Source organism: Spirosoma sp. KNUC1025, from assembly GCF_045160025.1.
Lineage (GTDB): Bacteria > Bacteroidota > Bacteroidia > Cytophagales > Spirosomataceae > Spirosoma.
This window is the reverse complement of sequence record NZ_CP087139.1, coordinates 4,000,028-4,025,859: the sequence shown is the minus strand read 5'-3', so window position 1 is coordinate 4,025,859 and position 25,832 is coordinate 4,000,028. Positions and strand designations below refer to the sequence as shown.

The following is a 25,832-nucleotide window of genomic DNA, read 5'->3' as shown; positions in this document are numbered from 1 at the left end:
ACTCATGAAGAAACGCACGTTTTTAAAAGTCTCATCTACCCTGATGGCAGCTCCTCTATTTTCGCCACTTTCAGAATGGTTTGCTGCTGAGCGGCTAAAGAATTGGGCGGGCAATTATGAATACAGTACCGACAAACTTTACAAAGCCAGTTCGATAAAAGACACCCAGGAACTGATCAAAAAATACGACAAAGTAAAAGTGCTGGGTACGCGTCATTGCTTCAATGGCATTGCCGATAGTAAGCATAATTTCATCTCGCTTCGGGAAATGGATGACGTAATAACGCTGGACCCAAAAGCGCGTAAGGTGACCGTACAGGCTGGCATCAGCTATGGTCAGTTAGCGCCCTACCTCGACAAAAAAGGGTTTGCCCTGCACAACCTGGCGTCCTTGCCTCATATTTCCATTGCCGGTGCCTGCACCACGGCTACGCATGGGTCGGGGGTGAAAAACGGGAACTTGTCTACAGCCGTAGCTGCGCTCGAAATCATTGCTGCCAATGGCGAGATCCGGACCCTTTCCCGCGAAAAAGATGGCGAAACCTTTCGGGGGGCTGTCGTGGGGTTGGGTGCGCTGGGAGCGATTACAAAAGTTACGCTCGATGTTCAGCCAACGTATCAAATGCGGCAATACGTCTACGAAAATCTTCCGCTTGACCAGCTGAAAGATCATTTCGAAGCGATTGCTTCGAGCGGTTACAGCGTCAGTCTGTTTACCGACTGGCAGAAGAAACGAATCAACGAAGTCTGGATAAAAAGCCTGGTTGAAAAAGGTGATGCGAAAGCGAAACCCGAGTTTTATGGCGCCAAGCTTGCCACTAAAAACCTGCATCCCATCGCCGAGCTGTCGGCTGTCAACTGCACTGAGCAAATGGGCGTAGCAGGCCCGTGGTACGAACGTCTCCCTCACTTCCGCATGGGTTTCACGCCCAGCAGCGGCAAGGAATTGCAGTCGGAGTATTTTGTGCCGCGCAGGAATGCAGTAGAAGCAATTCTGGCGATTGAGCGGCTACGCGATCACATCAGTCCGCACCTGTTTATCTCGGAGCTACGTACCATCGACGCCGACAATTTCTGGATGAGTCCCTGCTACAAACAACCGAGCCTCGCCATTCACTTTACGTGGAAGCAGGACTGGCCCGCCGTAAAAAAGTACTGCCCATGATCGAAAAAGAGCTGGCCCCGTTTCATGCCCGCCCGCACTGGGGAAAGCTATTTACGCTGGCACCCGCTACGTTACAGTCACGCTACGAAAAACTGGCTGATTTTAAGCAGCTTGTCAAAGAATTCGACCCCAAAGGCAAGTTCCGAAATGACTTTTTAGCGACGAATCTGTACAGCGCTTTAACGTAATAGTACGTGCTATTACGTTATAAAAGAACCAAGTCGCCTGATCTCAAACGGAAGTAGGCGACTTGGTTCTTTTTGTGGGTATTGGTAAAAAGGTAATGTAAAATCACATCAATTCTAAAGCGCATACATCTACCTACTTCGGCGTGTTTTTCACGTCAAACATCATTCGCTGGCTCCCGGCAGCCCCATCTTTCGAGAGGGCGTTTACGTCGATAAGGTACGTACCGGGCTGATCGGAGGTAAAGAATTCAATAAGGCAATGACCGTTCGCATCCGTTTGTAGGTTTGGGTTCCAGTAGAGCAGCGTCCGGCCATCGGGCAGGCGGCTTTCGAGTTGTTTGGCCGTATCGTAGCGGGGGCTGTAAAATTCGCGCTGAAGCTGTAACCCGTCGTATTCCAGCTTCAGCAGATTAGGGTCGAGCGGAAAACCCGCCAGATCGCCTTTGTAGGTCATTAGACTGATGATGCCATTAAATACTGCCGGTCCGATACCGTATCGGTTGGTCACCACGTCAATTTTTTGAATTTTCAGCGGGCTAAACTCGATGACTTTGTCCATATCAAACACCGGTACGCCATCAATCATCACCAGCGATAGATCATTAAAAATCTCCCGATAAGGTTCGTTTATCACATATAACTGAAAATGATCCTGCTTCTTCCTGGGCATGACGCCCAGTACATACTCCCGAAATACCTCTTCCATCCGCGGAAAACGAGTGTATGCGTCCAGCAGGTAACTTTCATTTCCTTTCCCGTAAAAAGCCGTACTATCGACTGTCGGATACATATACTGAATAGCCCGTTCGCCCCAGTACGTGCTCTGTACCTGCATGGCGACTGACCGGCTTAAAAGTTGATCTCCCTGCGATTCGCTGACGGAAAGCTCCGGCATAAGCACTTTTGACGACCGGGCAACAAACGGGTTTGTAATGGTCAGCTTGTTTGTACTATCCGATGGATTTGTTTGCGCTATCAGGCTTTTTGTGCCCCAGAAGTCCTGCACTTCGTAGCGAACCCGCCCGGCCGCATCACTTCGGGATACATATAGTCGAATGGGCTTTCCCGGAGACGACAGGTAGGTCATTACGTTCGGAACGGGTTTGCCAGTGGTGGGGTCGGTTACCTGACCCTCAACAATTGGCCCGTTCACTTCGGGCAGAAACTGAAAGCCAGGCCCCGTCAGCGCCGATCCCGACGGTTTGAGCACATCTTCCCACCGAAACCGACGCCAGCCGTGGGTCAGCATCAGGTTATCCGTAGCTTCCCGCACTTCCGGCGTTTCAGTCTGCCAGTAGTATTCGGGCGACTCAATGTAACCGGGCAAATCGGAGGTCATCCACAACGAACTCAGAATGGTACCCGAATCAACAGAAGCCAGCGAATCGAGCCGGTACACAGCCATCGATACCGATACCTGACTGGTTTTGGCTGCCTGTACGTTTGCCGAGAGCGTCACTTTTGTTCGGGAAGCATAGCTGTTTCGGTCTGTTTTCAGGCTTATCCCCAACGGCTGAGCAGGCCGTTTGAAATACAGTCGCTCGCAAACCGGCTTCCGGCCGGCGTCGAAGATCGTAAGGTGCGAAACCCCTTCCCCTAGCAATTTCCGATCAATCAGGAACGTGGTTTCCTGTTGAATAGCACGTGCTTCCGCCAGATCGATAACCTGACGGGTATGAGCGAACAGGTATACAACCGAAGGAGCTGGCACATTCGTTTTGACGGTAACTTTCAGTTGAGAAGGCCCCGCTTCTTCCAGATGCATTACGTAGCCCTGCGGGTAGATCGTTGGGAGCGGCCGAGTGACCGACCGCCCTTTTTCGTCCATCACAACCGCCCGGTATACAGCATTCGCGGCAGGCGTAAAGCTAAAGCGACCTATACCAAATGTATGGGAGGCAAATCGGGCAAGTGTATCATTCTGCGCATTCAGCAACCATCCCCGAACGGCAATTCCTCTCCCAGTCTCATCGGCTACCTTAAACGCTACGTCACTAGCAATGCCCTGCACCAGATTACCACCTTCCGGGAAAATATCGACCGAATACGTAGCCGTTTCGCGCAGGAGCGGTAACCCCAGGCGCCTGAATGGATTGATAATCGTTACGTTCTTTTCAAAGAAATAATCGGCACTGAAATTCTTCATCCAGTTGGTATAAGCCCGCAGTCGGTACGTACCGGAATTGACCGACGAGGGCAAAAACAACGTACCATCCCCGCCGTTCAGTCTGAGCGACACTTTCGTTTGCAATACCGGTTTGCCTTCCTTGTCGAGCAGTTCGAGGTAAGCTACTTTGCTCAGATCAATCGGCCGGTGAAGCGAGCCATCTACGTAATACACCTTAAACCACATGGTTTCGCCCGTGAGGTAAAAGCCCTGATCGGTATGCACAAACAGCTTTTCCTGCAACACCTGCCTCCGATACGTATCAAACGGCTGCACCAGCGCACTTGTCGATGATGCCTGTCCAAACGCCGATACGTTACTTACCAGAAGCAGAACAGCGAAGACGTATTTTATAAATGAGTACATAAGCAGCTTGTGTTCAGTGGCTGGCGGCTGTGTTCGGGATAATGTCCACAGCGCCCGTCCGAAGGTTATCACTCCCAGAAATCCGGTTTTTTGTTGACGCCCCCCGCAATCGGCAGTCGATGCACAGGAAATCGCTGGTCAGATATTGAGACCTGCCGTATGTCGTAATGATTCCAGTCGGTGTTTCGATAATATCACCTAACGTCAGCGTATCCATCACGCAGTCCAGGCCCGTAAATGTCCGCCAGGGAGGCAGTTGCGATCGGGCAATAAAAATCCGTTTACTGGCTACGCTGCCTACCCGAAATAGCCGAGCACCAGATCGGTAGCGTTGGTGCTCGAATGAATATTTCCGGTAATCTGCGACGGTTGCGGGTCAAAGAGCGACCCGATATTCTGCGTTATTTTGGCCAGCTGATCATAGTAATTGTAGCCGTCCTGACTCAGTGCATACTGACGTACCAGAATGCTGTATTTATTCTGAAATTTAACCGATGATCCGGCTATGGAGATTAACGGATACTGGCTGACAACATCCTGACTAAGCCGGGCTGTCGAACTCACCATAATATTGCGGGAATTGGAATTTCCCCAGCAGGTGAAAATATCTTCAGTTCGGCTAATTATCGATTTGGTGGCGGCTATGTACTCATACGACGATGAGTAAGCCGCATTGTATTCCCAGGTTTCGTCGAACTCCCAGCGGTAATAATGGGTGTTGTTCTGTGGGTCGTGTGTGTTCACGTTAATAGCCACACCCTCATTCTCGACCCGCCAGCTTACGCTGTCGATTGGCGGTGTCGCCACCACAGGCACGTAGTCGGAGACATAGTCTTTCCCGCCCGAAGTCCGGATATGAAGCCGGTAGGTTTCGTTCGACAGGGGCGTAACGCCCGACAGCGAATAAACACCAGCACTGCCTTCTTTGAGCGAATAAACCGCGTTATGCGCACTTTCAATGGTGATTGTCGCTCGGGTTTCGGCGGTTGGCGTTTTGGTGTCGCTCAGGTTCTGACTACGCGACAACTGAAAGGTAGTCGTGGTGCCGGGTTCACTGTTAAAAAACCCATTAACCACCAGATACGTATCAGGTGACGTAATTTCTTTTGGCTGATACGGATCAACGCAGCTTCCGACCAGCAGAACCAGCATCGAGCCTATGACCTGTTTAACCAGTCTATTTTTCATACGTGAGTACATGGCAAAAACTCAAAACCTGAAATTATACGTAATAGACGGTATCGGCTGCCCAAAAATGGACAGCTTGTACCCGTGAATAGCCCCGTTTTCGGATTTGAAATAAACCGAATACGCATTCCGCCGACCTGTCAGATTATATACCGCAATCGTCCATGAACTGTGCGCCAGCTTTTTCACCTTATGATTCCCCTCAATGTTCATGGCGAAATCAGCCCGGTAATAGTCGGGAATGCGGTACTGGTTCCGCTCCGAATAGAGTAGTCGCATCGCATTATCGACCGTGTATTTGGCAACCGGCAACGTAATGGGGCGGCCAGTGCTATACGTAAAATTCAGCGACAGGCTAAACCGACGGTTTATTTTATAATTCCCGATCATCGTAACGTCGTGGGGTTTATCGTAGCTGCTCGGATAAAACTCACCCTTGTTGATCACGTCCGAACCCGTTTGCCCATTGGTCCGTAGCAACGTCCGGGCGTAAGTGTAGCTTATCCAGCCGTTCAGCTTTCCTGTCATCTTTTTCACCAGAAACTCAACGCCGTATGCCATGCCCTGGGCACTCACGACATCGGTTTCGATGTGATGATTCAGGATCAACGTAGCGCCATTCCGATAATCCAGCATGTTCTGCATGGTTTTGTAATACGCTTCCACCGACATTTCGATGGTGTTGTTGCGGTTGTTTTTGTAAAAACCGATTGCGTACTGATCACCAATCTGCGGTTTAATGTTCGGATCGCTCAGTTTCCAGATGTCGGTGGGTGAAATGACGGTTGTGTTCGACAGCATCTGAATGTACTGCCGCGTCCGGTTGAAACTGGCTTTGAAGGACGCTGTTGACGAAAGCGCGTACCGCAACGACAGCCGGTATTCTGGTCCGCCATACGTTTTGATGGATTGATTCCGGCCATACGCCACCGTATCAAGTATGTTCGCTACGGTTTTGGGCAAACCCGGTGCATACTGAAACCCGGAATGCGGACCCAGGTAGTTGTAAAATGAATACCGCAGTCCCCCACTGATCGACAGCTTCGGGTTTACATCAAAACGATCGCCAATGTACACCGCACTTTCCAGTCCCTGCTCAGCATCGACTAAGTCGGGTGCAATAAGCGACGCCTTACCCACCGGCTGAAAATTTCCCGGCCGGAGTTTATAATACGTACTGCTAATGCCAAAATCAACCGCATGCTGGTTTGTCGGATAATAATTGAAATCGGCTTTTAACTGCGACTGGTTGATGGAAAAGTCTAGCTGATACGCATTGACCGGATTTTTTTCACTTGTTACGGTGTAGTTGTAGCCGCTGTAGCTACCCGTAAAAACGCTGTACAGCTTATTATTGAAAATGTGTTTCCACTTCAACGTAGCGACTTCATTCTGATACCGATACGACGTATCGCTACCGAGTTTAAACCGGTCACGACTCAGGTAACCCGTCAGGTACAGCGTGTTTTTCTCGTTGAAATCGTGCGTTACGTGCAGGTTCAAATCGTAAAACTGAGCCTCGCTATTCTGAAACGTTGAGTTTTTCAACTGGCTAAGCAACCAATCGGAATACGTAGTCCGTATGCCGGCGATGAACGATGTTTTGTCTTTAATAAGGGGACCTTCCACCGTTAGTCGTCCGGTTAACAAGCCAATTCCGCCGGAGCCAATAAATTTTTTCTTGTTGCCATCGCGCGTTTGCACATCCAGCACCGATGATAACCGCCCGCCATACCGCGAGGGAATCGCGCTTTTATAGAGTTCGGCACTTTTGATCATGTCGGGATTGAAGGCCGAGAAAAACCCGAACAGGTGCGATGAATTGTAGATGGGCGCATCATTGTACAGAATCAGGTTCTGGTCAGTCGCTCCCCCTCGAACATTCAGTCCGGTGGAACTTTCGCCAACCGTTTTTACTCCTGGCAATGTCTGGATCACCCGCAGCAAATCGGCTTCACCCAGTGCAGTTGGCACCTGCTTAATGCTTTTGATATCGACCCGCTCCTGCCCCATCTGAAGCCCCGAAATATTCGCATCTTTTTCGGCTTCGATCACCACCTCTTTCAGCGCAATCACATCGTCTTCCATCTCGATGTCGAACTTCCCGTCGGCGTACAGCGTGATCCGACGGCGGGTATCTTTCAGGCCAATGCTCCGAAGTTTCAGATCATGCCGCCCTCTCGGCAACGTAATGGCGTAAAAACCGAACTGATCCGTTACGGTACCCAGCCGCGGATTTTCGATATACACAGCTGCGCCCACAATCGGCTCACCCGACGCTACGTTCCTGACATGACCGGCAATAGTCGACCGACCGGGTCGGATTGGATTTGTCCGTTTGCCAATTTCATAGAGTTTCGCTTCGGGTTCAGCGCGCTTTTTCTGATTCTCACTCAGGTAGGAAGCACTCGTTGAATCAATATCCGAATCGGAGGGGCCCCTTAAAAAGAAGCCAATGGGCAGTTCCGTACGAATCAGGCGATTGACCGTAATATAAACGCGCTGTTGATTATCCATGGCAAAGGCAAACTTACTTCCTTCAAGAATCTGCCGAAGCACAGCCCGTAATGGCTGGCGGTCTACCCGCAGATCGACCACAAGGCTATCGACATCGGTAGGGTTATAAAAAATACGATAGGGCGTACTGGCTTCAACGGTTCGAACGAATTGATCGAAGCGTTGATTGACAAATTCACCGCTAATGGGTTTTTCAGCGCTTGTCTGGGCAAGTCCAGCCGTCATTATACAAAGCAATCCTGCGAAAAGAAACGTTAATCGGTACAGTTGAGTCATAATCAATGCGTTAATTCATCATACCGTTGAGTGAGTTTGGCAATCGTTTGTTCGCGTACTTCTTCGTTGAACTTGAGTTTGTTTTGACGTAAGTATTTTCGAAGCTCTTTAGCCTGATCGGGAAAGACGTTTAGTACCGACCGTTTGGATTTTACCTCATAAAAAGCGCCATCCTTTACGATCAGAAAACGGTCCTTCGGCAGATAGTCAGCCTTATAAACGCCCCCGGAAATATCTTCCTGAACCGTTTTTGCCCGCCGTGCCAATGCTTTTACCCGCCCGTTATAAATCAGTTCATAAAATCCAGTGCGAACTCCCGCTACGCTATCACCAACGATCCGGGCGAACTGGTGCGCTCCCAGCGAAAAGGCCGCAATTTTATCCGGGCGCAGCCGAAGTCGATACCCTCCGCCGAGCGGCTGAATGATAAGCTGATCCCAAACAATATCGTACTGCATGTTAACGTCCCGATACTGCACACCATTGAACAGAACCGTTCCATTCTGCAAGCTATCCGTTCTGTAAAATGGGTGTATTTTGATACGCGGATCGTGGCCCACGTATTGATCGCCTTCGTAGACATGAGCCTGCTGCTTCAGGGTTTGCTCATACAGACTAATGGCCCGGTTTCTGGCGCTTTGAACGAATAAACTGTCGGATTCAGACGCCTGTCCATACACACAGGTACTGAATAGGATACCAACCAGAATAGCTACCGTAGCGTACATACGTTTAGGGCTAGAGGAGGAAGACAGAAACGACAAAATAACTGGATGACCAGTCAACCCAGGAACTCCGAAAACAATTAATTAAAGAACATAGGATGCCAATCATACTTTATTTGGCAGGAATCTACCTTAATTACTGCCTACCCTGGCTGCCACTATTGTCCGATACGTCAAATAACCAACTTGTGTGTCATACATGCAATTCTAAACGCTGATATAACAGCACGGCACAGAGCCTTTACACATGATCTGTAGGTTCGTGCCGACGTAGCATAGGCCGGAGTTTGGCGAGGCTAAAGAATTTGCTCTTCAGGACATAGCCCGTGGTGTAGCCAATCACAATCTGTTTATTTCGTCGAATGCGCCCACGTGAATCGAAGCGATATAACTGGTGGTCGGCCGCAAAGAAATAGTTAGGATAACCGTCAATATTCCAGACGCGTTCGATATGAGTACTACTAAAAATTTTATCAGCCATATCATTGTAAATAATCAAGGATATTTATATTCTTGTGACGTAATAAGTAGTCAAATTGTAACAAATTGTTGCCATGCAAAGTAAACGACACAATTAACGACTTCGAACTGACGGTCAACGGATTGTCGTTAATTAAGTCTTCGCCCAATATTACGTTGGGTGAGGAAGCCAAAAAGCAGTACTCGTTTGTGGGCTTGCGGGCGACAGGGGTCACGTCTTGGACAGGCAGGCGGTTGGGCTCGTTGGTCGGGTTCGGGTTGACAGGCCAAACACCTTGTGAGGCAGATTTTAAATGATGAAACAAACCCAGACATACCAAATTGAATCGCAATGGCACTGGTTCATTCTAGGCAGTAAGCCCCATTTTAACCAATTTCGATTTGATGTAGACAGTAGTAATCAGCTTTGGTTTATCCCTGAACCAACTAATTTTCTTCAATCCGAGATAGGTATAGGGATTGGTAAAGCGTATGGTGGTTTGATGCAAACAGAGTTAGCCACAGTTGAAAAGCGTTCAGATAATCGACTAACTGTTGGACTACGAATGTATATAAATCTATTCTCTGTGTATTTGCTTCGAGTTCAAGGCTGGAGTTTTACAGTGAACAATCTGGTTGAGGAGGATTATACTTTGTTGAAACCCTATAAAGATGGGGCAGTAAGTTTTTTCCATAAGTTGTAACGCTGTTCGCTCCGCGTGGGGTAGCTCTCTGTCGACAGGACGCACGCCCCGAAGTAAAGCCGAGCAGCCCAACCAAACGGGTGTGTAAAGGTCGTAGGTAAGTCTGTTCAGTTAAGTTTCGCGCCCACCATCAACACCCGTGGGCTTTGGGTGCGTAGCATAAGCATAAAAAGATGCGTGTTTGCCAGCGTTCAGGCGACAGGGAGCACGTCCCGTGACAGGGCAGTTTTTTGGTTCGTTCGGCAGCTTCGGTTGACAAAGGTCGCGTCCCGGTTAGGGTAGTTGAAAGGTGAGTTTACTACGTTTCCTGCGACACAACAAACACTCTGATTAATAACTTTGGTGGTATTATGATAAAAACTCTTGTCGTACTTGGTTGGCTTCTGTTATCGTACGCTTTTGGGCAGAAACCGAGCCCCATAGACTCGGTTGAAATAAAACAATTGCCCGAATTCGTAGGTGGTACCAGTAAACTCATGGCTTTTATCGCTCAAAATTATCATCATCCTCGGCCACCCGAAAACGCCCCTGTTTCAGGCACATTCAAGCTTAGATTTAGAATAACCAAGCGAGGAACGGTTGACAGAATTCGAGTTGAAAAAAGTCCAGGCTTCGGTGCTGATGAAGAAATGATTCGGGTAGTAAAACTTACCTCTGGAAAATGGATACCCGGAAAAATAGGGGGTAAAGTGATTGCTATGGATTATTATTTACCCGTGAACATAGAACTTGAGTAAGTTTACTTTTTGTCTGTCACCCTTTCGGGCGACAGGACGCTCGCCGGTTAGGAAGCTAAGCAGCCCAACAGCCACCGTGTTCGCGGGCGAACGAACCCAGAAGAACGCATGAGAACAGCAGACCTCTCTTTGACCTTATCTTTACCTGGCTGTCAGTAGCCCTCGTGGGAAAGTCGTCTCTGTTTGTTGGTGCTTATCAACCCGTCCAACTGCTCGATTTGGCTATTCGTCATCAAAGGGTATGCTCCTTGATGCTTTGAGAACCCAACTGGTAGAAAAGCCTCCGCTTTTACTCCGTACATCCTGATTATCGTCTATCTAAAATAGCCCGCTGATAGCCCTTTGTTTTCCCTGCTTACCCGCTTCCAAGCATGAAAAAGCAAGACAACTATCTCTCAATGCCCGTCGTCCACCAGCAGGTGGCGGGCATCGACATCGGCTCCCAGTTTCACGTAGTGGCCGTGGGTGACGACCCTAAGCAACACGTTCAACAGTTTGGGGTCTCCACCAAAGAGCTGTTTCGATTAGCTCAGTGGCTGACCGATAATCAAGTCAAACATGTGGCTCTGGAAGCTACGGGTGGCTACGAACGAGCCTTGGTTAATGTGCTTCAAGAAACTGGATTTGACGTACTTGTAACCTCAGGAGCGAATACGAAAAACTACCGCCGGTTTAAATCGGATACGTCGGATGCCATTCATATCCGTACTTTGCACAGTTTGGGCTTGCTGCCACCGATCTTCCTGCCCGATGAGTTTTCGACTCTTATTAGGCCTTTGGTGCGGCTACGCCGAAGTCTTGTTGAAGATGCCGCCGATTATATTCGGCGTATTCAGAAAGCACTACGGGCGGGTAATGTACGGCTGGATACGGTCTTGACCGACACCAATTCGGTATCAGGCTTACGGGTGATTGCCGCCATCTGTCAAGGGGAAGAAGACCCGGTTAAACTGGCCGCTCTGGTCGATAGCGGTTGCAAAAAGAAGCCGACTGAAATTATTGAGCTGCTGCGGGGTAACTGGAACCGGGCTATGCGCTTTGAAGTGCGTAGCAACTACCGACTTTATGTCAATTTACAGGCTGAAATCGCCGGGTTAGACAAGGAACTCGATCAGCACTTCACGGACCATACAAAGGGACTCGACCAGCCAGCCACCGTAGCTGATCCGACAAAGGGTCGTCAGAAACTGCGTCAGTCGCGCAACACGCCACGACTGCCCATTGAGCAGTATGCCCACAAGCTGTTGGGGGTTGACCTGAGCAATATTCCCGGTTTTGGTCGGGATGCGCTGCTGACGTTTATGGCCGAAGTGGGTGAAGCCATCACTAAATTTCACTCGGCCAAAGCGTTTGCCAAGTGGTTAGGCTTCACACCTAATAACAAAGCGTCAGGTGGTAAGGTACTGTCGCGCAAGACGTTGAAGAACAAGTCGACGTTACCCAACACGTTTCGGATGGTGGCCAACTCGCTGGGCAACATGAAGAAGCCCAATCCAATGGCCGCTTTTTTCCAGCGAATTGCTTACCGGGCTGGCCGGATCAAAGCGATCACGGCAACGGCTCGAAAGTTGGCGGTAGTGGTTTACAAGATGCTGACGAGGGAAGAAGCGTATGAGCCAACCAAATTGATGCGGGATGTGGCTCAGGTGAAGCAGCAACAGATTCGTCAGATGAAGAAAAAGCTGGTCAAGTTTGGCATCACAGGCGCAGATTTAGGTCTTTTCACTAACTTAGGGGTGGCTTGATAATGAGATAGTTAGAAAGCATGCGTACATACAAACGAGGGTGTAAAGGTTCAAGCGGTCTGTGTTTAGTGACGTAGCGTGCTGCTCCATCAGCCCTCGCGGGCGTTGGGTGGACACAATAGCTAGTGCTTCAAATCCGGGCTTTCGAGCGACAGGCGGCTCGTCCCGTAACAGAGCGGTTTTGGCTCGTTGGTCAGTTCCGGTTGACACGAGAAACGCCCCAGTTAGGAAGTTTGGCTTCCATTTCCGGGTCTCGTCCGATAGGGCAAACACTTAAAATGCACCTTTATTACAGACCGAGCGGGCCTACTACTAAACAAAAAATAGTTGGGTTGGTCTGTGGTTTAGTTGTTGGATTAGGTTGCCTTGGCGCGTTATTCCCTTTAGTTGTCAAACATGACGAACATGAGCGGACAACCGTCAAAAAGAACCCGGTTATCACAAAAGGAACAGTTGTTCAACTACGAAGCTATAAAGGGAAAGGAGCTGATATTGAGTACTTTGTTGCGGGGAAAACGTACATATTGAAAACAGGCATCCGAACGGAGATGTACGACACGTTGCAGACAGGCGAAGAAGTTGACATAGCTTATTTTAAAAATGACCCAAGTATGGCTGTACTGGCTTGGGAGTTGAATGCGGAGTATAGCTTATGGGGCGGGTTGCGGGCGACAAGCAGCGCGTCCCGAAGGAAAGTCGGCAGCCCAACCGAATGAGTGTGTAAAGGTTCAGGTACGTTGGTTTTAGCGAGTTGTTCGCCCACCATCAACACTCATGGTCGTTGGGTGGCCCGTCCATGCAAGTGAGCGTTTCACGTTACCGGCGGCAGGGTAACAACTTGATAATGAGCATTATTTGATCGTATTTCCGCTGAAGTAACGAATCTGAAGTACGACAACGTACTTGAGTTTCGCTTAGTCTTGTTCGGGTACTGGTCAAATCAAACCTCTGTATATTTCACATTTGAATACTACGCCTAAGTTTCAATTAATCAGATGCTACGGTTACTAATCTTCATATTAGCCTTGCCCCTAAATGGTCTGGCTTGTTCATGTGCCAATTTCGGTGAGCCTCTTACGGTCAAGGACTATAATAGTAGTCAGTTTATTCTTTCAGGTCAAGCATTGAAAGTAACGTCCGATAGCAATGAGCCATACTATAAGCAGCGAAAAATCGAATTTCGCGTTGATAAAGTTTACAAAGGCATAACAAGTTCAAAGACAGTCACAATTCATACATCAATGAGCGATGCTTCCTGTGGACTATTTGTGAAGGAAAATGAAGAGTGGGTAATTTGGGCTTATTTACAAAACGATACACTTCTAACAAATCTATGCACAAGAAGTACACAAATAAAACACGCATCTAAACCTGATTTAGAATTACTAGAATACTTCAAATCAAATCCATCCACTTCTGAATGGAAAAACAAAGCTGGTAAGCTAGTAGCAATTGGGCAGATTAAGAACAATATTCCATATGGTTATTGGAAATATTTTTATGAGAATGGTTATTTAGAATCAGAAGGTAATTATAAAAATGGTGTCTATGATGGCAAGTGGACAAAATATCTTGATCCAAGCGGTATTGTTACTAGATTACGTTATGATAATAAAATCCCCAATGACTCAACTCCAGACTTACGATTATTTCAGAACAAAGTATGGGAGATTATAAATTACCGGAATGGAATAAGGGAAGGCGAACATATCTTGTTTGCATATTATTCTATTGACAAGCCTAAAAGAATTATAAATTACAAAAATGATAAGTACGACGGGAAATTAATTTCTTATCATGATAATGGCCTTGTTTATTATGAACAAAATTATAAAGACGGCAAACTAAATGGGTATGAGCGGTTTTACTATTCAAATGGACAATTAAAACATGAGGGAAATTTCATGCAAAACAAAGCAACAGGTGAATTTAAAATGTATAGCGAAACAGGTGCTCTTATAAAAATCACGTATGATAAAAGACCGGAGTAATGCCTATTGACAGTTTAGTGCCCGGTTGACAGCACGTTTTATTTGGTTTTCCACGTACCTGTCGACAGGCTTCTCACTGCTTGACAGCACGTGTAAAAAGCGTTTCGGCCGACAAGATTACATACCTGAACGGTCACGATCGACAGCCTAGCCTAATCGGTTACGGCCTCTCTCGGCTTGTTTGGTTTTGTGCGTTTTGGGTCAGCTTTGCGGGGTCCACTTACCTCGGACAGGAAACACTCGGAGCAGGCCAGAGCGGCAGCCCAACACGGGCAATGGTGTAAAGGTGTCACGTACCTGATCGTGGCTTATCTTGTGACCACCATCAGCCCTTGCGGTCGTTGGGTGCGGGTCCAAAATGGGAGTCATGGGTGGGTACCGTCGACAGTGGAGCAATAAATAAGTTAAGCTGTTACTTATAGGCGGGTAATGTGTGGCAATGTGAACGCTTTAGCTAGACAATCAATCTTGTGAGTCAGCTTTCAATTGACAAAGTACAGTTGAGCATTGAGAAAAAAGGATGGTAGCTACAATAATATTAGCATTCGTTGGCGCATTGTTTGTACTGATGGGATTTATTATTAGGAAGTTCAAAATTGCCAATATAATTGCGGGTTCTGATCCCAACTCTATAAAAGATCGAGTCGGCTTAGCAAATTGGATGGGGAAATGTACCGTTATAAGCGGTCTGTTAGCTCTTTTTATTGCGTCACTAAATTACCTTTTTCCTTCTTCTAAGTCAGAAATTTATTCGTTCATCGGCTTTATTATTGGATTCATGCTGTGTATTGTCGTTGCGTTAGCAGGATCTCAAAAATATTATAAGTGAGGCAGCTGTCGGGCGACAGGATGCACGCCCCTGAAGGACGGTTTGCAGCCCAACTGACTGAGTGTGTAAAGGATCAGGTACGTTCGTTTCCATGAGCTTGTTCGCCCACCATCAACACTTAGGGGTGTTGGGTGCGGGTCCAAAATGGGAGTTCAAGGCGGGTTACGGACGACAGGTCGCACGACTCAAAAGGTAAGCTTTCGGCTTGTTAGTCGGATTTCGGTTGACAGAGTGAACGTCCTAACAGGGCCGTTTTTAGCTCATTAGGCAGGTACCGGCGGACAGTTTATTAGGTTCAGTAGGTAAATTTTATATGGCCCGCTATTTAGATAAGCAAGCTCTACAAGCTAAGTTAAACTTCGGAAAAGAAGTTGAGGTCTTCTTAGGCAGAGACAACGAAGACAAAAATATCATTAGCTTTCTTGTATTGCGGAAGCAAAACGAGAAGATTGGAATTTATCATTACCAGTGCTTTGACGAGGGTGGTTTAGATTATCTCGATATTTATTCGTTTTCAGAAGTAGAGGAAAAGGATACTTACCAGGTTTTGGAGTTGGATTCGATTGAAGACGCAGTGGAATTTATCAAAACCCAATATTCCCTTGTTGAAGTACGATTTGTCAACCAAGGGGTAAGTCAAGAAGAATACAAAGACTTATTGCAATCAGAAGGTGTATCGTAAATCCTGAATTATTATTCGCTCTGCGCAGGGTAACTTCCCGTCGACAGGAAGCCCGTCCCGAAAGTGGCTTGGCAGCCCAACCAAATGAGGGTGTAAAGGTTCAGGTACGTTTGTTCAGTTGAGTACTTCACACACCATCAGCACTCATGGGTGTTGGGTGCGAAGCCAAAAAGTAGTGCTTGCGGGGCGGGTTCCGTGCGACAAGTTGAACGCCCCGCGTGGTAGGTTTGGGCTTGCATTTCCGGGTCTCGGCTGACAGAGTGAACGTCTCGACAGGAAGCGGTAGAAACTTGTAAAGCAAATATGAAACCGGTGAAATCTACAGCAGCAGTATTAGCCTTCAAAGCTCTCAATAGAAATATTGATAAGTATTGGGTTGATTGGGCAGTTGATATGCTCGTAGCTGGATTTGATACTGAAAATTTAATAATACTTGCAGGAGAAAGCCAACCGTTCAACCAATTTGAACTGCAAAAGTTGACGGACAAAGTTTTTGTCGAACTACATTTTGACTATTCAGACAAAGAAAAAACGATTAAGAATTACGTTTACTACCTCGTATGCGAAGGATTGAATGGTTGTATTGCCATAATCAAAGTATTAGGTTCGTTAAAGGACCTTTGTATTGAACTTGATTACGAAGACTATTTGTATGATTTTTATTTGCTCTATTTTGCCAAAGACGATTTATCCTACTCCGATAATCAATGGTATTGGAAAGGTGCTGATAAAGACAATATCGATGTGATAATTTGGGAGTCTTTGAGCAAATGGAAGATAAATTATGAGAAGAATGAGGGTATGTTAAGAGTAGGTTTGCAATAATTGGCTTTGCATAGGAGGCTGTCTGGTGACAGGCAGCACGTCCCGAGGGAGCTCTTTCAGCCCAACCAAACGAGGGTGTAAAGGTTGACGCCCCGTTTGTTGTCTTGAGTTGTGTGCTCATCCATCAGCCCTCGCGGGTGTTGGGTGGTGCGTAAAGTCTGAAAACAACGTAGCGTTCGGGGTTCAGTCGACAAGCCGCACGGCTCGCGACAGGGTGACTTTGGCTCGTTAGCCGGGCTTCAGTTGACACCAGAAACGCCCCAGGTGGGCGACTTTAGGGCTGCATTGCTGGTTTCCGGTTGACAAATTAAGCTCATGAATTAGGCAAATTCGGGCTTCCATTTCTGAACTACTTGCGACAAAGTGAACGCCTGTGAAGCCATATGAAGATTATTTTATTCCTTATTTTTTCGCTTTCCTTGACGGTCGGATGCTTTTGCCAAAATTTAGGCATGAAGCAAGATTCGACAAACATCTATTATCATGCTCTTAGAGAAGTTATTAGTAAGAGAAATAACCAGACGGTTTATGTTGAATATGATTATGTACTAAATTCATTTTTCGATAAACTGCCTTTCAGTTGTTCGGTGAAACTTCTTTCCCAAAAAGATATGATTGATATGACCAAGAGAAACAAGTCAATTGTTGTTTACAAACTTTTCCCAATGAGTTTCGATGGTGAATATTTCAGAGTTGGAATTGTTCCTTTTGGCGTTAAAAGTAAAAAGAATCACCTTTTTTACGAAAATGGAGGAAGTTGGCATATTCGATACATTTTTAACTGTTCCAATAATCAGCTTCAGTTTAAGGAAACTAAGTTTTTTGGTATTTGATTTCGCTCTAAGCGGGCCTGTCTGGCGACAGGTTGCTCGTCCCAAGGTGAGGCTTTGCAGCCCAACCAGCAAAGGGTGTAAAGGTTGAAAGTACATTTGTTGTGTCAAGTATTTTGCTCATCCATCAGCCCTTTGGGTCGTTGGGTGCGGTTCCAATATGGGAGTTCAAGGCGGGTTACCGGTGACAGGTTGCACGACTCGAAAGGCACGCTATTTGGCTCGTTTGTCAGTTAAATGTAAAGTGTGCCATCTAGCCTCGACTACCAATTCACGGCCTAACGCTCTGTTTTTCAGATAGCAGCTCATAAAAAAAGCTGTCAACCTTCGGTGACAGCTTTTTTGGGTTTCGTTAGACCAGCAGCAATAGATTCATCATGAATTAATAAATGCCAATAGGTCAGCGTTGATGGTGTCCGCTTCGGTTGTAGGCATGCCATGCGGAAATCCTGGATATGAAATCAGTTTGCCGTGTTTTAATAGTTTTACCGCCTTGGCACCGGAAATGGGGAACGGAACAATCTGGTCATCCTCGCCATGCAAAACCAGCACGGGCACATCCACACTTTTGAGGTCTTCCGTAAAATCGGTTTCTGAAAATGCTTTAATACCATCGTGATGGGCCTTTATACTTCCCATCATCCCCTGGCGCCACCAGTTATCCCGGATGCCTTGCGAAACTTTGGCCCCTTCCCGATTGTACCCGTAAAAAGGAATCGTAAAATCCTGGAAGTATTGCGGTCGTTGGGTAGCCGTCCCTTTACGGATTTCATCGAAAACAGCTATTGGAATTCCATCTGGATTCGATTCCGTTTGTACCATAAGCGGTGTAACCGCACTAATTAATACGGCTTTGGCTACCCGGCCCTGCCCATGTTTGGCTGCGTAGTGAATCACTTCTCCGCCCCCGGTTGAGTGGCCAATGTGCACCGCATTTTTCACATCAAGAAAAGTCATAAGCTCTGCTACATCGGCAGCATACGTGTCCATATTATGACCATCGGCAGCATGAGACGAACGCCCATGCCCCCGACGATCATGGGCAATGACCCGAAAACCTTTACTTACAAAAAACATCAGTTGTGTGTCCCAATCATCGCTGGATAAAGGCCAGCCGTGATGAAAAACCAGGGGTTGGCCTGTTCCCCAATCTTTGTAGAAAATTTCGGTCCCGTCACTTACTGTGATCTTGTTCATGTTTTTTGAGATTAATTGTTGATAATAAAAAAAGAGGAATGAATTTTGGAATGCATAGCTATAGCTCGGCTACACGCTCCGATTGCGGTAGCATCTACAGGTTAACCTGATCAATCAAATTTATGTAGCTGTCCATGACGTATCCACGATTGCTGAAACAAACCTACGGATTATGGCGCTGACGAAAGCAGTATAAACCGGTGGTTCTGCAATAAAAAAAGAATATCATCAGCGACCAGGCGACTAAAGTTTGAATAAGCATTTAAAGACCATAACTGGGTAAGCGCCGGAAACCAGAAACCTGAACAGGACATTACGCACTCATAGCTCTTGCTTTACCGGGTGAGCCAATCGATTATGGTTAAAAACCTGTCAACTTGCGTGCCATCATCGACGAATAAAGATCAAATTGGTTGCACAAACGCTGAAAGCGAAGTTTAAGGTACTACCGGCTCTTTGCCAGCACGTACTCTCCTCCAAATACTTAGTAGGAAGTTGTACAACTCCATTTTTTTTAGAGTCGATTAACAAAAAAAATGGAGTTAACAGCCACAGATCAGGTTTTATAACGGCAAGCCAGTCAGGACTCATTTTTGTATTGCTACGTATACGCAGGTGAAGCAGAAGGCAATTGAAAACAGCAAGCAGCTTCTCGAATACCATGAAGCAATATATTTTCCTGATAATATGGGCGCTCGTAACCAGATCTGCTTACGCCCAATGGTCGCCGTCTCAGATTGACAGTTTTCAACGCTTGCTGAGTGTCAGTAAAACGGACACTAACCGGGTCGATTTATTGCTCAAACTGAGTCAATGTTACGTGCTTAAACCAGGTGAGGAGGCTCATGATCTGGATACAGCTCTACAGCTAAGTCAGCAAGCCAACGTATTAGGCCGGTCATTGCAGTATCAGACGTATAAAGGGGAGGCTTCTTATACATCGTTCCTGATCTGGCTGGAAAAAGGAGACGCTCCCAGGGCCAGGAAATATGCCCAACAGGCCATTAGTTTTTTTTTACAACATAATCAATGGGATAAGCTGGGGTATGTGTACATGAATCAGGCCCGTTTGTACACGCTTGAGGGGGATGAACTGCCCAAAAAGATTTACTTCTACGAAAAAGCACTCGGCTATTTTATACAGGCTAACGACAAAGTTAAACAGGCCGATATGTACAAGGAATTGTCGGACCTCCATCAAATACAGGAAAATTATGCCCTGGCTCTGAACGAGTTGCAAAGTGCACTAACTCTATTCCGTACCATCGGCCACACCGATTTAGCAACGGTCTATGATCTGCTTGGCTTCGTTTCAGCAAAGCTGGGCGATTATAAAGAAGGTCTTGCCTTTGGCTTAATGGCAGTTAGAGCCGCAGAAGCGAACAAAGATCGTTCACTGACACTCTGTACCATCTACAACCGGGTTGGCCTTACGTATTACGGACTAGGTCAGTTCAAACAGGCAAAATTATATTTTCAGAAATCGCTGGCCATCGCCTTAAAACATGCCAACAACGCTTACATCCTGCATCTGGTGGGCAACCTTTCTGACTTACTGGTCCAGCAACGTAAACCCTGGCAGGCCCTTCGCTTTTTACAGCAAAAATCCAGACAGTATCCACCAACGACATCGGAGAGTCATCTTCTGGTTGATTTTCGTTTTGTTACGATTTATACCGAGTTAAATCAGTTTAAACAGGCCCAGGTTTATTGTGATCGGGCATTGGGGTTGCTGGCAAAAGGGGGAATTGGAAGTTTAGGACGCGCCCGGATTTATCAGGCAGTTATCAACTTTTATATCAAAAGCAGGCAGTTTGAGCAGGCACGTCGCTACCTGGCTCTCAATGAATCGCGGTGCCGATTGAATGGATCGATCATGGCGCTAGCCAAAAATCATTTACAATGGTTCAGGCTGGATTCGATACAAACCCATTACTTCTCCGCTATCCAGCATTACCAACGCTATAAAGTACTGCAGGATTCTTTATTAAATACCACCAAAAGCCGCCAGATCGCGCAGTTGGAAATTGAGTTTGAAAGCGAAAAGAAAGATCAGAATTTAAAGCTGAGTCAGCAGAACATTCAGTCGCTAACCCGACAAAGCCTGTTGCAGCAGAATCAGTTGCAGCAGGCCCATACGATTCGAAATGGTATTATTGCCGGCACCATCATGCTGATTTTATTACTGGGCTTAAGTTACAATCGCTATCATCTAAAACAACGTAGTAATAAACTTCTGGAAGCCAAACAGCGTGAGATTAACCACCAGAATGAATCCCTTCAAAAAGCGGTACACGATCAGGAGCACTTACTACGTGAACGCGAATGGATGCTTCGGGAGATTCACCACCGGGTCAAAAACAACCTCCAGATCATTACCAGCCTGCTCCATTCTCAATCTACGTATCTTAAAGATCAGGCCGCCCTGGCTGCGATCCGTGAGAGTCAGAATCGGGTACATGCCATGGCCCTCATCCATCAGAAATTATACCAGTCCAACCGGCTGTCCAGCATTCCTATGGCCGAATACATCAATGAAATAGTTGAATACCTGATGGGTACGTTTGATCTTCATGCCAGCATCAAAAAGCAGATCGACGTAGCACCAGTCGATCTGGACGTTACGCTGGCCGTTCCGCTTGGCCTGATTATCAATGAAGCCATCACGAACACACTGAAATATGCGTTTCCGGTAGGTCGAAGTGGTCTGATAAACATCGAGCTCAAACGACTAGATTACCAAAGTTACTGGCTTTTAATTAGCGATGACGGTATCGGCTTACCCACCGATTTAAATCCCAACCGGAGTCGTACACTGGGCATGAGTTTGATTCGAGGACTCAGCAAACAACTTGGGGGAAGCTCGACATCCATCAGGTCAATGGCGTGCAGATTAGCCTGATATTTAGCGAAGAAAAAGTAGGACAGCCAGCGCTGGTAAGCGCCTGACTTTTTGTCGATTGCCACGCAAATAAGAATGCACAGAATACTGATAAATTTTGACCGACTACAATCGATGCCTAACTGGATGCTTCTTTTCAAACGATTGACTATATCGGTCGGCTGGTATTCATCACGAATTGCCCGGTTGAGCGCATTGATTGCTACGTTCCAAATGTTGGCGCTTGTGCCTTCCAGCGGCCAGAACATTACCCGTAAAATGGTCAATCAATTAATCATCAAATTACAGCGTAGTGAACCCGATACGTCCCGACTTGCTACGTTGATTGAGTTAGGGAAATTTCACGTCTATAAAGCAGGAGAGGTTAAAACTGATTTGGACAGTGCGATGCACTACCTACATCAGGCAACGGCGCTAAGCACCCGGCTGCATCTGTCAAACGAGAAGCATCAGGCAGAAAGCATACTGGTGATTGCCTATATGGAGCTGGGCGATGTGCAAACTGGCGAATTAAATTTTTCAAAACTTATTACGGATTGCCGCCGAACGGGCGATAAAAACACCGAAGCCGATGCCCAGTACAGATTCGCCACCGCTCAGCGGTACATCACCCGAAATTACCCCAAAGCTTTTTCCAGCTATCAACAGGCAGCGGCACTGTATAAAGAACTCAGGAACCCAGAACAAGAAATCCAGATGTACCAGCAGATTGCGGGTCTCCACGCAGATCTGGGTGAGCTGGATTTAGCAGAAAACGAGTTTCTGGATGTTCTGAAACGATATAAAGCGATCAAGTACGATAAGCTCCATTACACCTATAGCTGGCTGGCTAGTGTTAGCCGGTTAAAAGGCAACTTCGAGAAAGGCCTCTACTATGCTTTACAATGCCTGGAAAGTATGAGCAGAACTCAGGATACGCTGTCTGCCGCCAATTTCTATGGAAACACGGCTGAAATATATATGGAACTGGGCAAACGGGATCAAAGCCTTTACTGGTTCAAAAAGACGCTTCAGCAATGGCGGCAGGAAAAGCTACCGAATTATTCATTGTATTATGCCGCCAGTTTTATTGTGCAGGATTTAATCGGGCAGGGAAAGACACAGGAGGCCCTGCGTTTAATCAAAAACCTCGTTAACGAAATTCCGCCCGTAACGAACATTCAGAAGGGCTGCATTGCCCAAACATTTGCATATTGCTACAATGACTTGCCTAATTACCCACAGGCCGAGAAATACTATCTGCAGGCAATTGCCTGGTACAGCTTGTCGGGCAATGACTTTGAAATGGCCCAAAAAGCACCAAAAGAAGTCGGCGAATTTTACCTGAAACGCAACGATTTCCAAAAAGCGGGCTTTTATTTACGTAAAGCCCTCAATTTTTCGCCACAAAAAAATGCCCCGTCAACCGTAAAGGATATTCACTTTATGCTTTTCAAGGTGGACTCTGCCGAAGGAAATTATTTATCAGCCATCAGCCATTTCCGGCACCATAAAGCCCTGAATGATTCGATTTTTAACGAAGTCAAAAGTCGTCAGTTTGCCGAGCTGGAAGTTAAGTATGCCACCGCCCAAAAAGTACAGCAGATTCAGCGGCAGCAGAATGAACTGGAAAACGAAAAAACAACGCGCAACGGCATATTGGCAGGTACGTTTCTCCTGGTAGGCTTACTGGGTGTAAGCTATAATCAATACCGCTTGAAGCAACGTAGCAACCAGCTCCTGGAAGCTAAACAACGGGAGATCAATCAAAAAAATCAATCCCTTCAGCATATCCTGAATGAGAAGGAACTACTGATTCAGGACAAAGACATTCTGCTCGATGAAAAGCAGGGACTGCTGGAAGAAAAAGAATGGATGCTGAAAGAAATCCACCATCGGGTCAAAAACAACCTTCAGATCATCACCAGCCTGCTCCACTCACAAGGGGTTTATTTAAAAGACAAAGCAGCTCTTTCGGCGATCCGCGAGAGCCAGAACCGGGTCCATGTTATGGCGCTGATTCATCAGAAACTCTACCAGTCGGACCGGTTATCGACAATTCCAATAGCTGAGTATATTGATGAAATTGTCGATTATCTGCTGGTTACGTTTGCCCGGCAACATTCCGTTAGCAAGCGAATGTCCCTTGCGCCCGTACATCTGGATGTTATTCTGGCGGTTCCGCTGGGGCTCATTCTCAATGAAGTCGTTACTAACTCCCTGAAGTATGCTTTCCCCGCCAATCAGATTGGGAGCATCAGTATTGACCTTACAGAAGTAGCCCCACAAACGTATCGACTTTCCATCCGTGATGATGGCGTTGGTTTCCCTCCCGATTTGAACCCGAATCGAAGTCGCACGCTGGGCATGAGCCTGATTCGGGGACTCAGCAAACAACTTGGGGGAAGCTCGACATCCATCAGGTCAATGGCGTGCAGATCAGCCTGACATTTAGCGAAGAAAAAGTAGGGTTGCCCGATGGGGTCAATGCGTAGGAAGAGCCTGGTTGTTTCCACTTAGCGGCCTTTCAATACGTAAGAATAAACCATTAACCAAATTCATCGCGACTCCAGTGTACAACCCCGCTCGTCTGATCGACTATATTGAAAACAGATGCCCTGAAACGACTTAGATGAGCCTGAATAACAGGTGCCAGACGAGCCTGCGTTGGTTTGCCATGAAATTGCTGACCGTCAATAAAGAGCGTCGATGGGCAGCGAACCCCTGAACAAATGTCCGGCTCGCCAATCCATTGTGACCCGGCTGTATACATGGTCATCCAGCAAATCATGGAAAAACCGGGATTGATCCAGTTCCAGGGTCAGAGCCAGTGCCCCCAGCGTAGCGCAATTAATCAGCGGTTGCGTACAGAGAGCGGTATACATTGGCCATAATTTCCCTTGCCGACTTGCCGCTTCGGCAGCCACGGCAGCTAGTATCGATTGAGTATTCGCTGGGTCGGGGTAATGGCGGTAGGCATACGTAAGCGGTTGACCGTTGAATTGGTCAAGTATTGCGCTGATAGCTTTTCGAACGTGCTGGCTTCTGTGGCATAAAGCATCCCCGAATTCAACAAGTTCTACCGCACCCGCAACAGGGCTGTTTGAAACAGACATTTTGTTGAAAGAGTCCATACACGTAAGCATGAAGTGAATCCGTATGTTTACGCCAACGGATGGCGAAATGAGGGCTTCAACTCAGGATGAGTAGCTGATAGTCAAATAAGCAGACTCTAACGTCAGGCATAGGTGAACACCGTTGACTAACTGAATGAGGGCTGCAAATACGCAGTTCGAACGCGGCTGGGAGCAAGCGAGCGCCGTCGATACGCCGTGGGCGTTGTTAGGTAATACCGCTTAAAAAGCTTGTTCAGATGGCATATATCCGTAAATCCGAATTCATCCGCTATCTGCGAGATGGTCATCGTACTCAACCGGAGCCTTGTTTCTACAAGCTGCAGCTTATACCGGATAATGTACTGATTGATGGACTCGCCCGTTTGCTGTTTAAACAGAGCCACCAGGTGACTTGGTGAATAATTGAACACATCCGCGATTTTTTCCATACGCAGGTGATCCGGCATGGTAATATGGTGGCAGATATACGTACCAATCCGCTCCATGAGTGAGGAAGAACTAACGGTTGAGGAACCTAATCCCTGAGTCTGACTGAGCTGACGATCGACCAGACTCAGAATCGTTTTCATCAGTGCATCAACGATTTGGTTCGAAACCAGTTGGTGGTAATTGTATTGTTCCGTTAAAATTATTTCGACAAGGGCATTCAGATTTTGCTGCTCGATACGGTCCGTCACGATACTGCTCACAAGTGACTGACTAGCCGTCCGTCCCCGTTCTCTAATCTGCGACCAGTCGTGAATCCCCGATGTTGTCAACCCGCTCATATAAAGCTCTGTGAAGGAGATACAGCAAAAACAGGTCATTTTATCCACCACAAAATAATAGCTGTCTAAAGGCCCCAGAAAAAACACATCACCCGCCTGATAGGCAAATCGATTCCCGTTAATTACGTGTTGCCCACTGCCGGTTCGAATCAGAATTAGTTCAAAGTGATTGTGACTATGAATTGGAGAAGACCATTGGCTCGTCTCAACTAATTGAACCGTAAAGGGTTCATGCTGGATGCTGCGTTTCATACTAAGACGTGTTCAGGATGATGTATGTTAAATCAACCACTACGAACAACTTTACCAATAAAATGCCAACTTGAAAAAGTACATCCAAAAAGATTATCCATTAAGACAATTAGCTTATAATCAATTACTTACAAAGAAAATAATTTTAGGAAATCACTCCAAATAAATTGGAGAGTCCATTATATTTGGAGGAGTGCCTGGAGT

General features: G+C 46.9%; 22 protein-coding genes. 13 read left to right on the top strand and 9 right to left on the bottom strand.

Translation table 11 applies throughout. The features are described from left to right. Positions 1 to 4 precede the first annotated feature (4 nt). Both LN737_RS17525 and LN737_RS17520 read left to right on the top strand, forming a co-directional pair. The gene (locus LN737_RS17525) at positions 5 to 1,165 is read left to right on the top strand and encodes an FAD-binding protein (protein ID WP_405511094.1); all 1,161 of its coding nucleotides are present in this window, start codon (positions 5 to 7) and stop codon (positions 1,163 to 1,165) included. Further along, the gene (locus LN737_RS17520; RefSeq protein ID WP_405511093.1) at positions 1,123 to 1,353 is read left to right on the top strand and encodes a D-arabinono-1,4-lactone oxidase; all 231 of its coding nucleotides are present in this window, start codon (positions 1,123 to 1,125) and stop codon (positions 1,351 to 1,353) included. Before LN737_RS17525 ends, LN737_RS17520 begins: the two co-directional genes overlap by 43 nt. Before the next feature lie 133 nt (positions 1,354 to 1,486). On the opposite strand, the gene LN737_RS17515 is transcribed toward LN737_RS17520, so the two are convergent. The 6 genes from LN737_RS17515 to LN737_RS17490 all read right to left on the bottom strand — a co-directional run bounded on the left by LN737_RS17515 (position 1,487) and on the right by LN737_RS17490 (position 9,073). Beyond that, the gene (locus LN737_RS17515; RefSeq protein ID WP_405511092.1) at positions 1,487 to 3,886 is read right to left on the bottom strand and encodes a hypothetical protein; all 2,400 of its coding nucleotides are present in this window, start codon (positions 3,884 to 3,886) and stop codon (positions 1,487 to 1,489) included. Positions 3,887 to 3,899: 13 nt separating this feature from the next. Further along, positions 3,900 to 4,103 (bottom strand): hypothetical protein, encoded by a 204-nt coding sequence (locus LN737_RS17510; protein ID WP_405511091.1) that lies wholly within the window; start codon positions 4,101 to 4,103, stop codon positions 3,900 to 3,902. An 80-nt stretch (positions 4,104 to 4,183) separates the two neighbouring features. Further along, positions 4,184 to 5,074 (bottom strand): DUF4249 domain-containing protein, encoded by an 891-nt coding sequence (locus LN737_RS17505; protein ID WP_405511090.1) that lies wholly within the window; start codon positions 5,072 to 5,074, stop codon positions 4,184 to 4,186. Between the two features lie 21 nt (positions 5,075 to 5,095). Beyond that, on the bottom strand, positions 5,096 to 7,867 hold the full coding sequence (locus LN737_RS17500; RefSeq protein WP_405511089.1) for a TonB-dependent receptor: 2,772 nt from the start codon (positions 7,865 to 7,867) through the stop codon (positions 5,096 to 5,098). A gap of 2 nt (positions 7,868 to 7,869) precedes the next feature. Next, positions 7,870 to 8,595 carry a hypothetical protein gene (locus LN737_RS17495; protein ID WP_405511088.1) on the bottom strand — a complete coding sequence of 242 codons (726 nt, stop codon included), beginning with the start codon at positions 8,593 to 8,595 and terminating at the stop codon, positions 7,870 to 7,872. Positions 8,596 to 8,833: 238 nt separating this feature from the next. Next, a complete protein-coding gene (locus LN737_RS17490; protein WP_405511087.1) occupies positions 8,834 to 9,073 on the bottom strand; it encodes a hypothetical protein in 240 nt (79 codons plus the stop codon). 292 nt (positions 9,074 to 9,365) lie between these two features. On the opposite strand from LN737_RS17490, the gene LN737_RS17485 reads away from it, so the two are divergent. From LN737_RS17485 to LN737_RS17445, 9 genes are all read left to right on the top strand, one after another. Next, positions 9,366 to 9,755, top strand: a complete 390-nt coding sequence (locus tag LN737_RS17485; protein ID WP_405511086.1) for a hypothetical protein — start codon at positions 9,366 to 9,368, stop codon at positions 9,753 to 9,755. 476 nt (positions 9,756 to 10,231) lie between these two features. Continuing rightward, entirely contained in the window at positions 10,232 to 10,492 is a 261-nt protein-coding gene (locus LN737_RS17480) for an energy transducer TonB (protein WP_405511085.1), read from the top strand. Between the two features lie 371 nt (positions 10,493 to 10,863). After that, positions 10,864 to 12,237: an IS110 family transposase gene (locus tag LN737_RS17475; RefSeq protein WP_405511083.1), complete on the top strand. Its 1,374-nt coding sequence runs from the start codon at positions 10,864 to 10,866 to the stop codon at positions 12,235 to 12,237. A 125-nt stretch (positions 12,238 to 12,362) separates the two neighbouring features. After that, on the top strand, positions 12,363 to 12,953 hold the full coding sequence (locus LN737_RS17470) for a hypothetical protein (RefSeq protein ID WP_405511082.1): 591 nt from the start codon (positions 12,363 to 12,365) through the stop codon (positions 12,951 to 12,953). 279 nt (positions 12,954 to 13,232) lie between these two features. Next, positions 13,233 to 14,228, top strand: coding sequence for a hypothetical protein (locus LN737_RS17465; RefSeq protein WP_405511081.1), 996 nt, complete (start codon positions 13,233 to 13,235; stop codon positions 14,226 to 14,228). 520 nt (positions 14,229 to 14,748) lie between these two features. Continuing rightward, on the top strand, positions 14,749 to 15,057 hold the full coding sequence (locus LN737_RS17460; protein WP_405511080.1) for a DUF3784 domain-containing protein: 309 nt from the start codon (positions 14,749 to 14,751) through the stop codon (positions 15,055 to 15,057). A gap of 313 nt (positions 15,058 to 15,370) precedes the next feature. Next, positions 15,371 to 15,739, top strand: coding sequence for a hypothetical protein (locus LN737_RS17455; RefSeq protein WP_405511079.1), 369 nt, complete (start codon positions 15,371 to 15,373; stop codon positions 15,737 to 15,739). 312 nt (positions 15,740 to 16,051) lie between these two features. Next, positions 16,052 to 16,564, top strand: coding sequence for a hypothetical protein (locus LN737_RS17450; RefSeq protein ID WP_405511078.1), 513 nt, complete (start codon positions 16,052 to 16,054; stop codon positions 16,562 to 16,564). A gap of 383 nt (positions 16,565 to 16,947) precedes the next feature. Further along, on the top strand, positions 16,948 to 17,397 hold the full coding sequence (locus tag LN737_RS17445) for a hypothetical protein (RefSeq protein ID WP_405511077.1): 450 nt from the start codon (positions 16,948 to 16,950) through the stop codon (positions 17,395 to 17,397). Between the two features lie 372 nt (positions 17,398 to 17,769). On the opposite strand, the gene LN737_RS17440 is transcribed toward LN737_RS17445, so the two are convergent. Then, positions 17,770 to 18,591: an alpha/beta fold hydrolase gene (locus tag LN737_RS17440; protein WP_405511075.1), complete on the bottom strand. Its 822-nt coding sequence runs from the start codon at positions 18,589 to 18,591 to the stop codon at positions 17,770 to 17,772. Between the two features lie 661 nt (positions 18,592 to 19,252). Here LN737_RS17440 and LN737_RS17435 point away from each other — a divergent pair. Both LN737_RS17435 and LN737_RS17430 read left to right on the top strand, forming a co-directional pair. Further along, positions 19,253 to 21,493, top strand: coding sequence for a histidine kinase dimerization/phosphoacceptor domain -containing protein (locus tag LN737_RS17435; protein ID WP_405511074.1), 2,241 nt, complete (start codon positions 19,253 to 19,255; stop codon positions 21,491 to 21,493). A 75-nt stretch (positions 21,494 to 21,568) separates the two neighbouring features. Next, entirely contained in the window at positions 21,569 to 23,920 is a 2,352-nt protein-coding gene (locus LN737_RS17430) for a histidine kinase dimerization/phosphoacceptor domain -containing protein (RefSeq protein ID WP_405511073.1), read from the top strand. 245 nt (positions 23,921 to 24,165) lie between these two features. On the opposite strand, the gene LN737_RS17425 is transcribed toward LN737_RS17430, so the two are convergent. Beyond that, entirely contained in the window at positions 24,166 to 24,606 is a 441-nt protein-coding gene (locus tag LN737_RS17425; RefSeq protein WP_405511072.1) for a DsbA family protein, read from the bottom strand. Positions 24,607 to 24,734: 128 nt separating this feature from the next. After that, complete coding sequence (locus LN737_RS17420) at positions 24,735 to 25,628, bottom strand: AraC family transcriptional regulator (protein ID WP_405511071.1); 894 nt, start codon at positions 25,626 to 25,628, stop codon at positions 24,735 to 24,737. Positions 25,629 to 25,832: the final 204 nt, after the last annotated feature.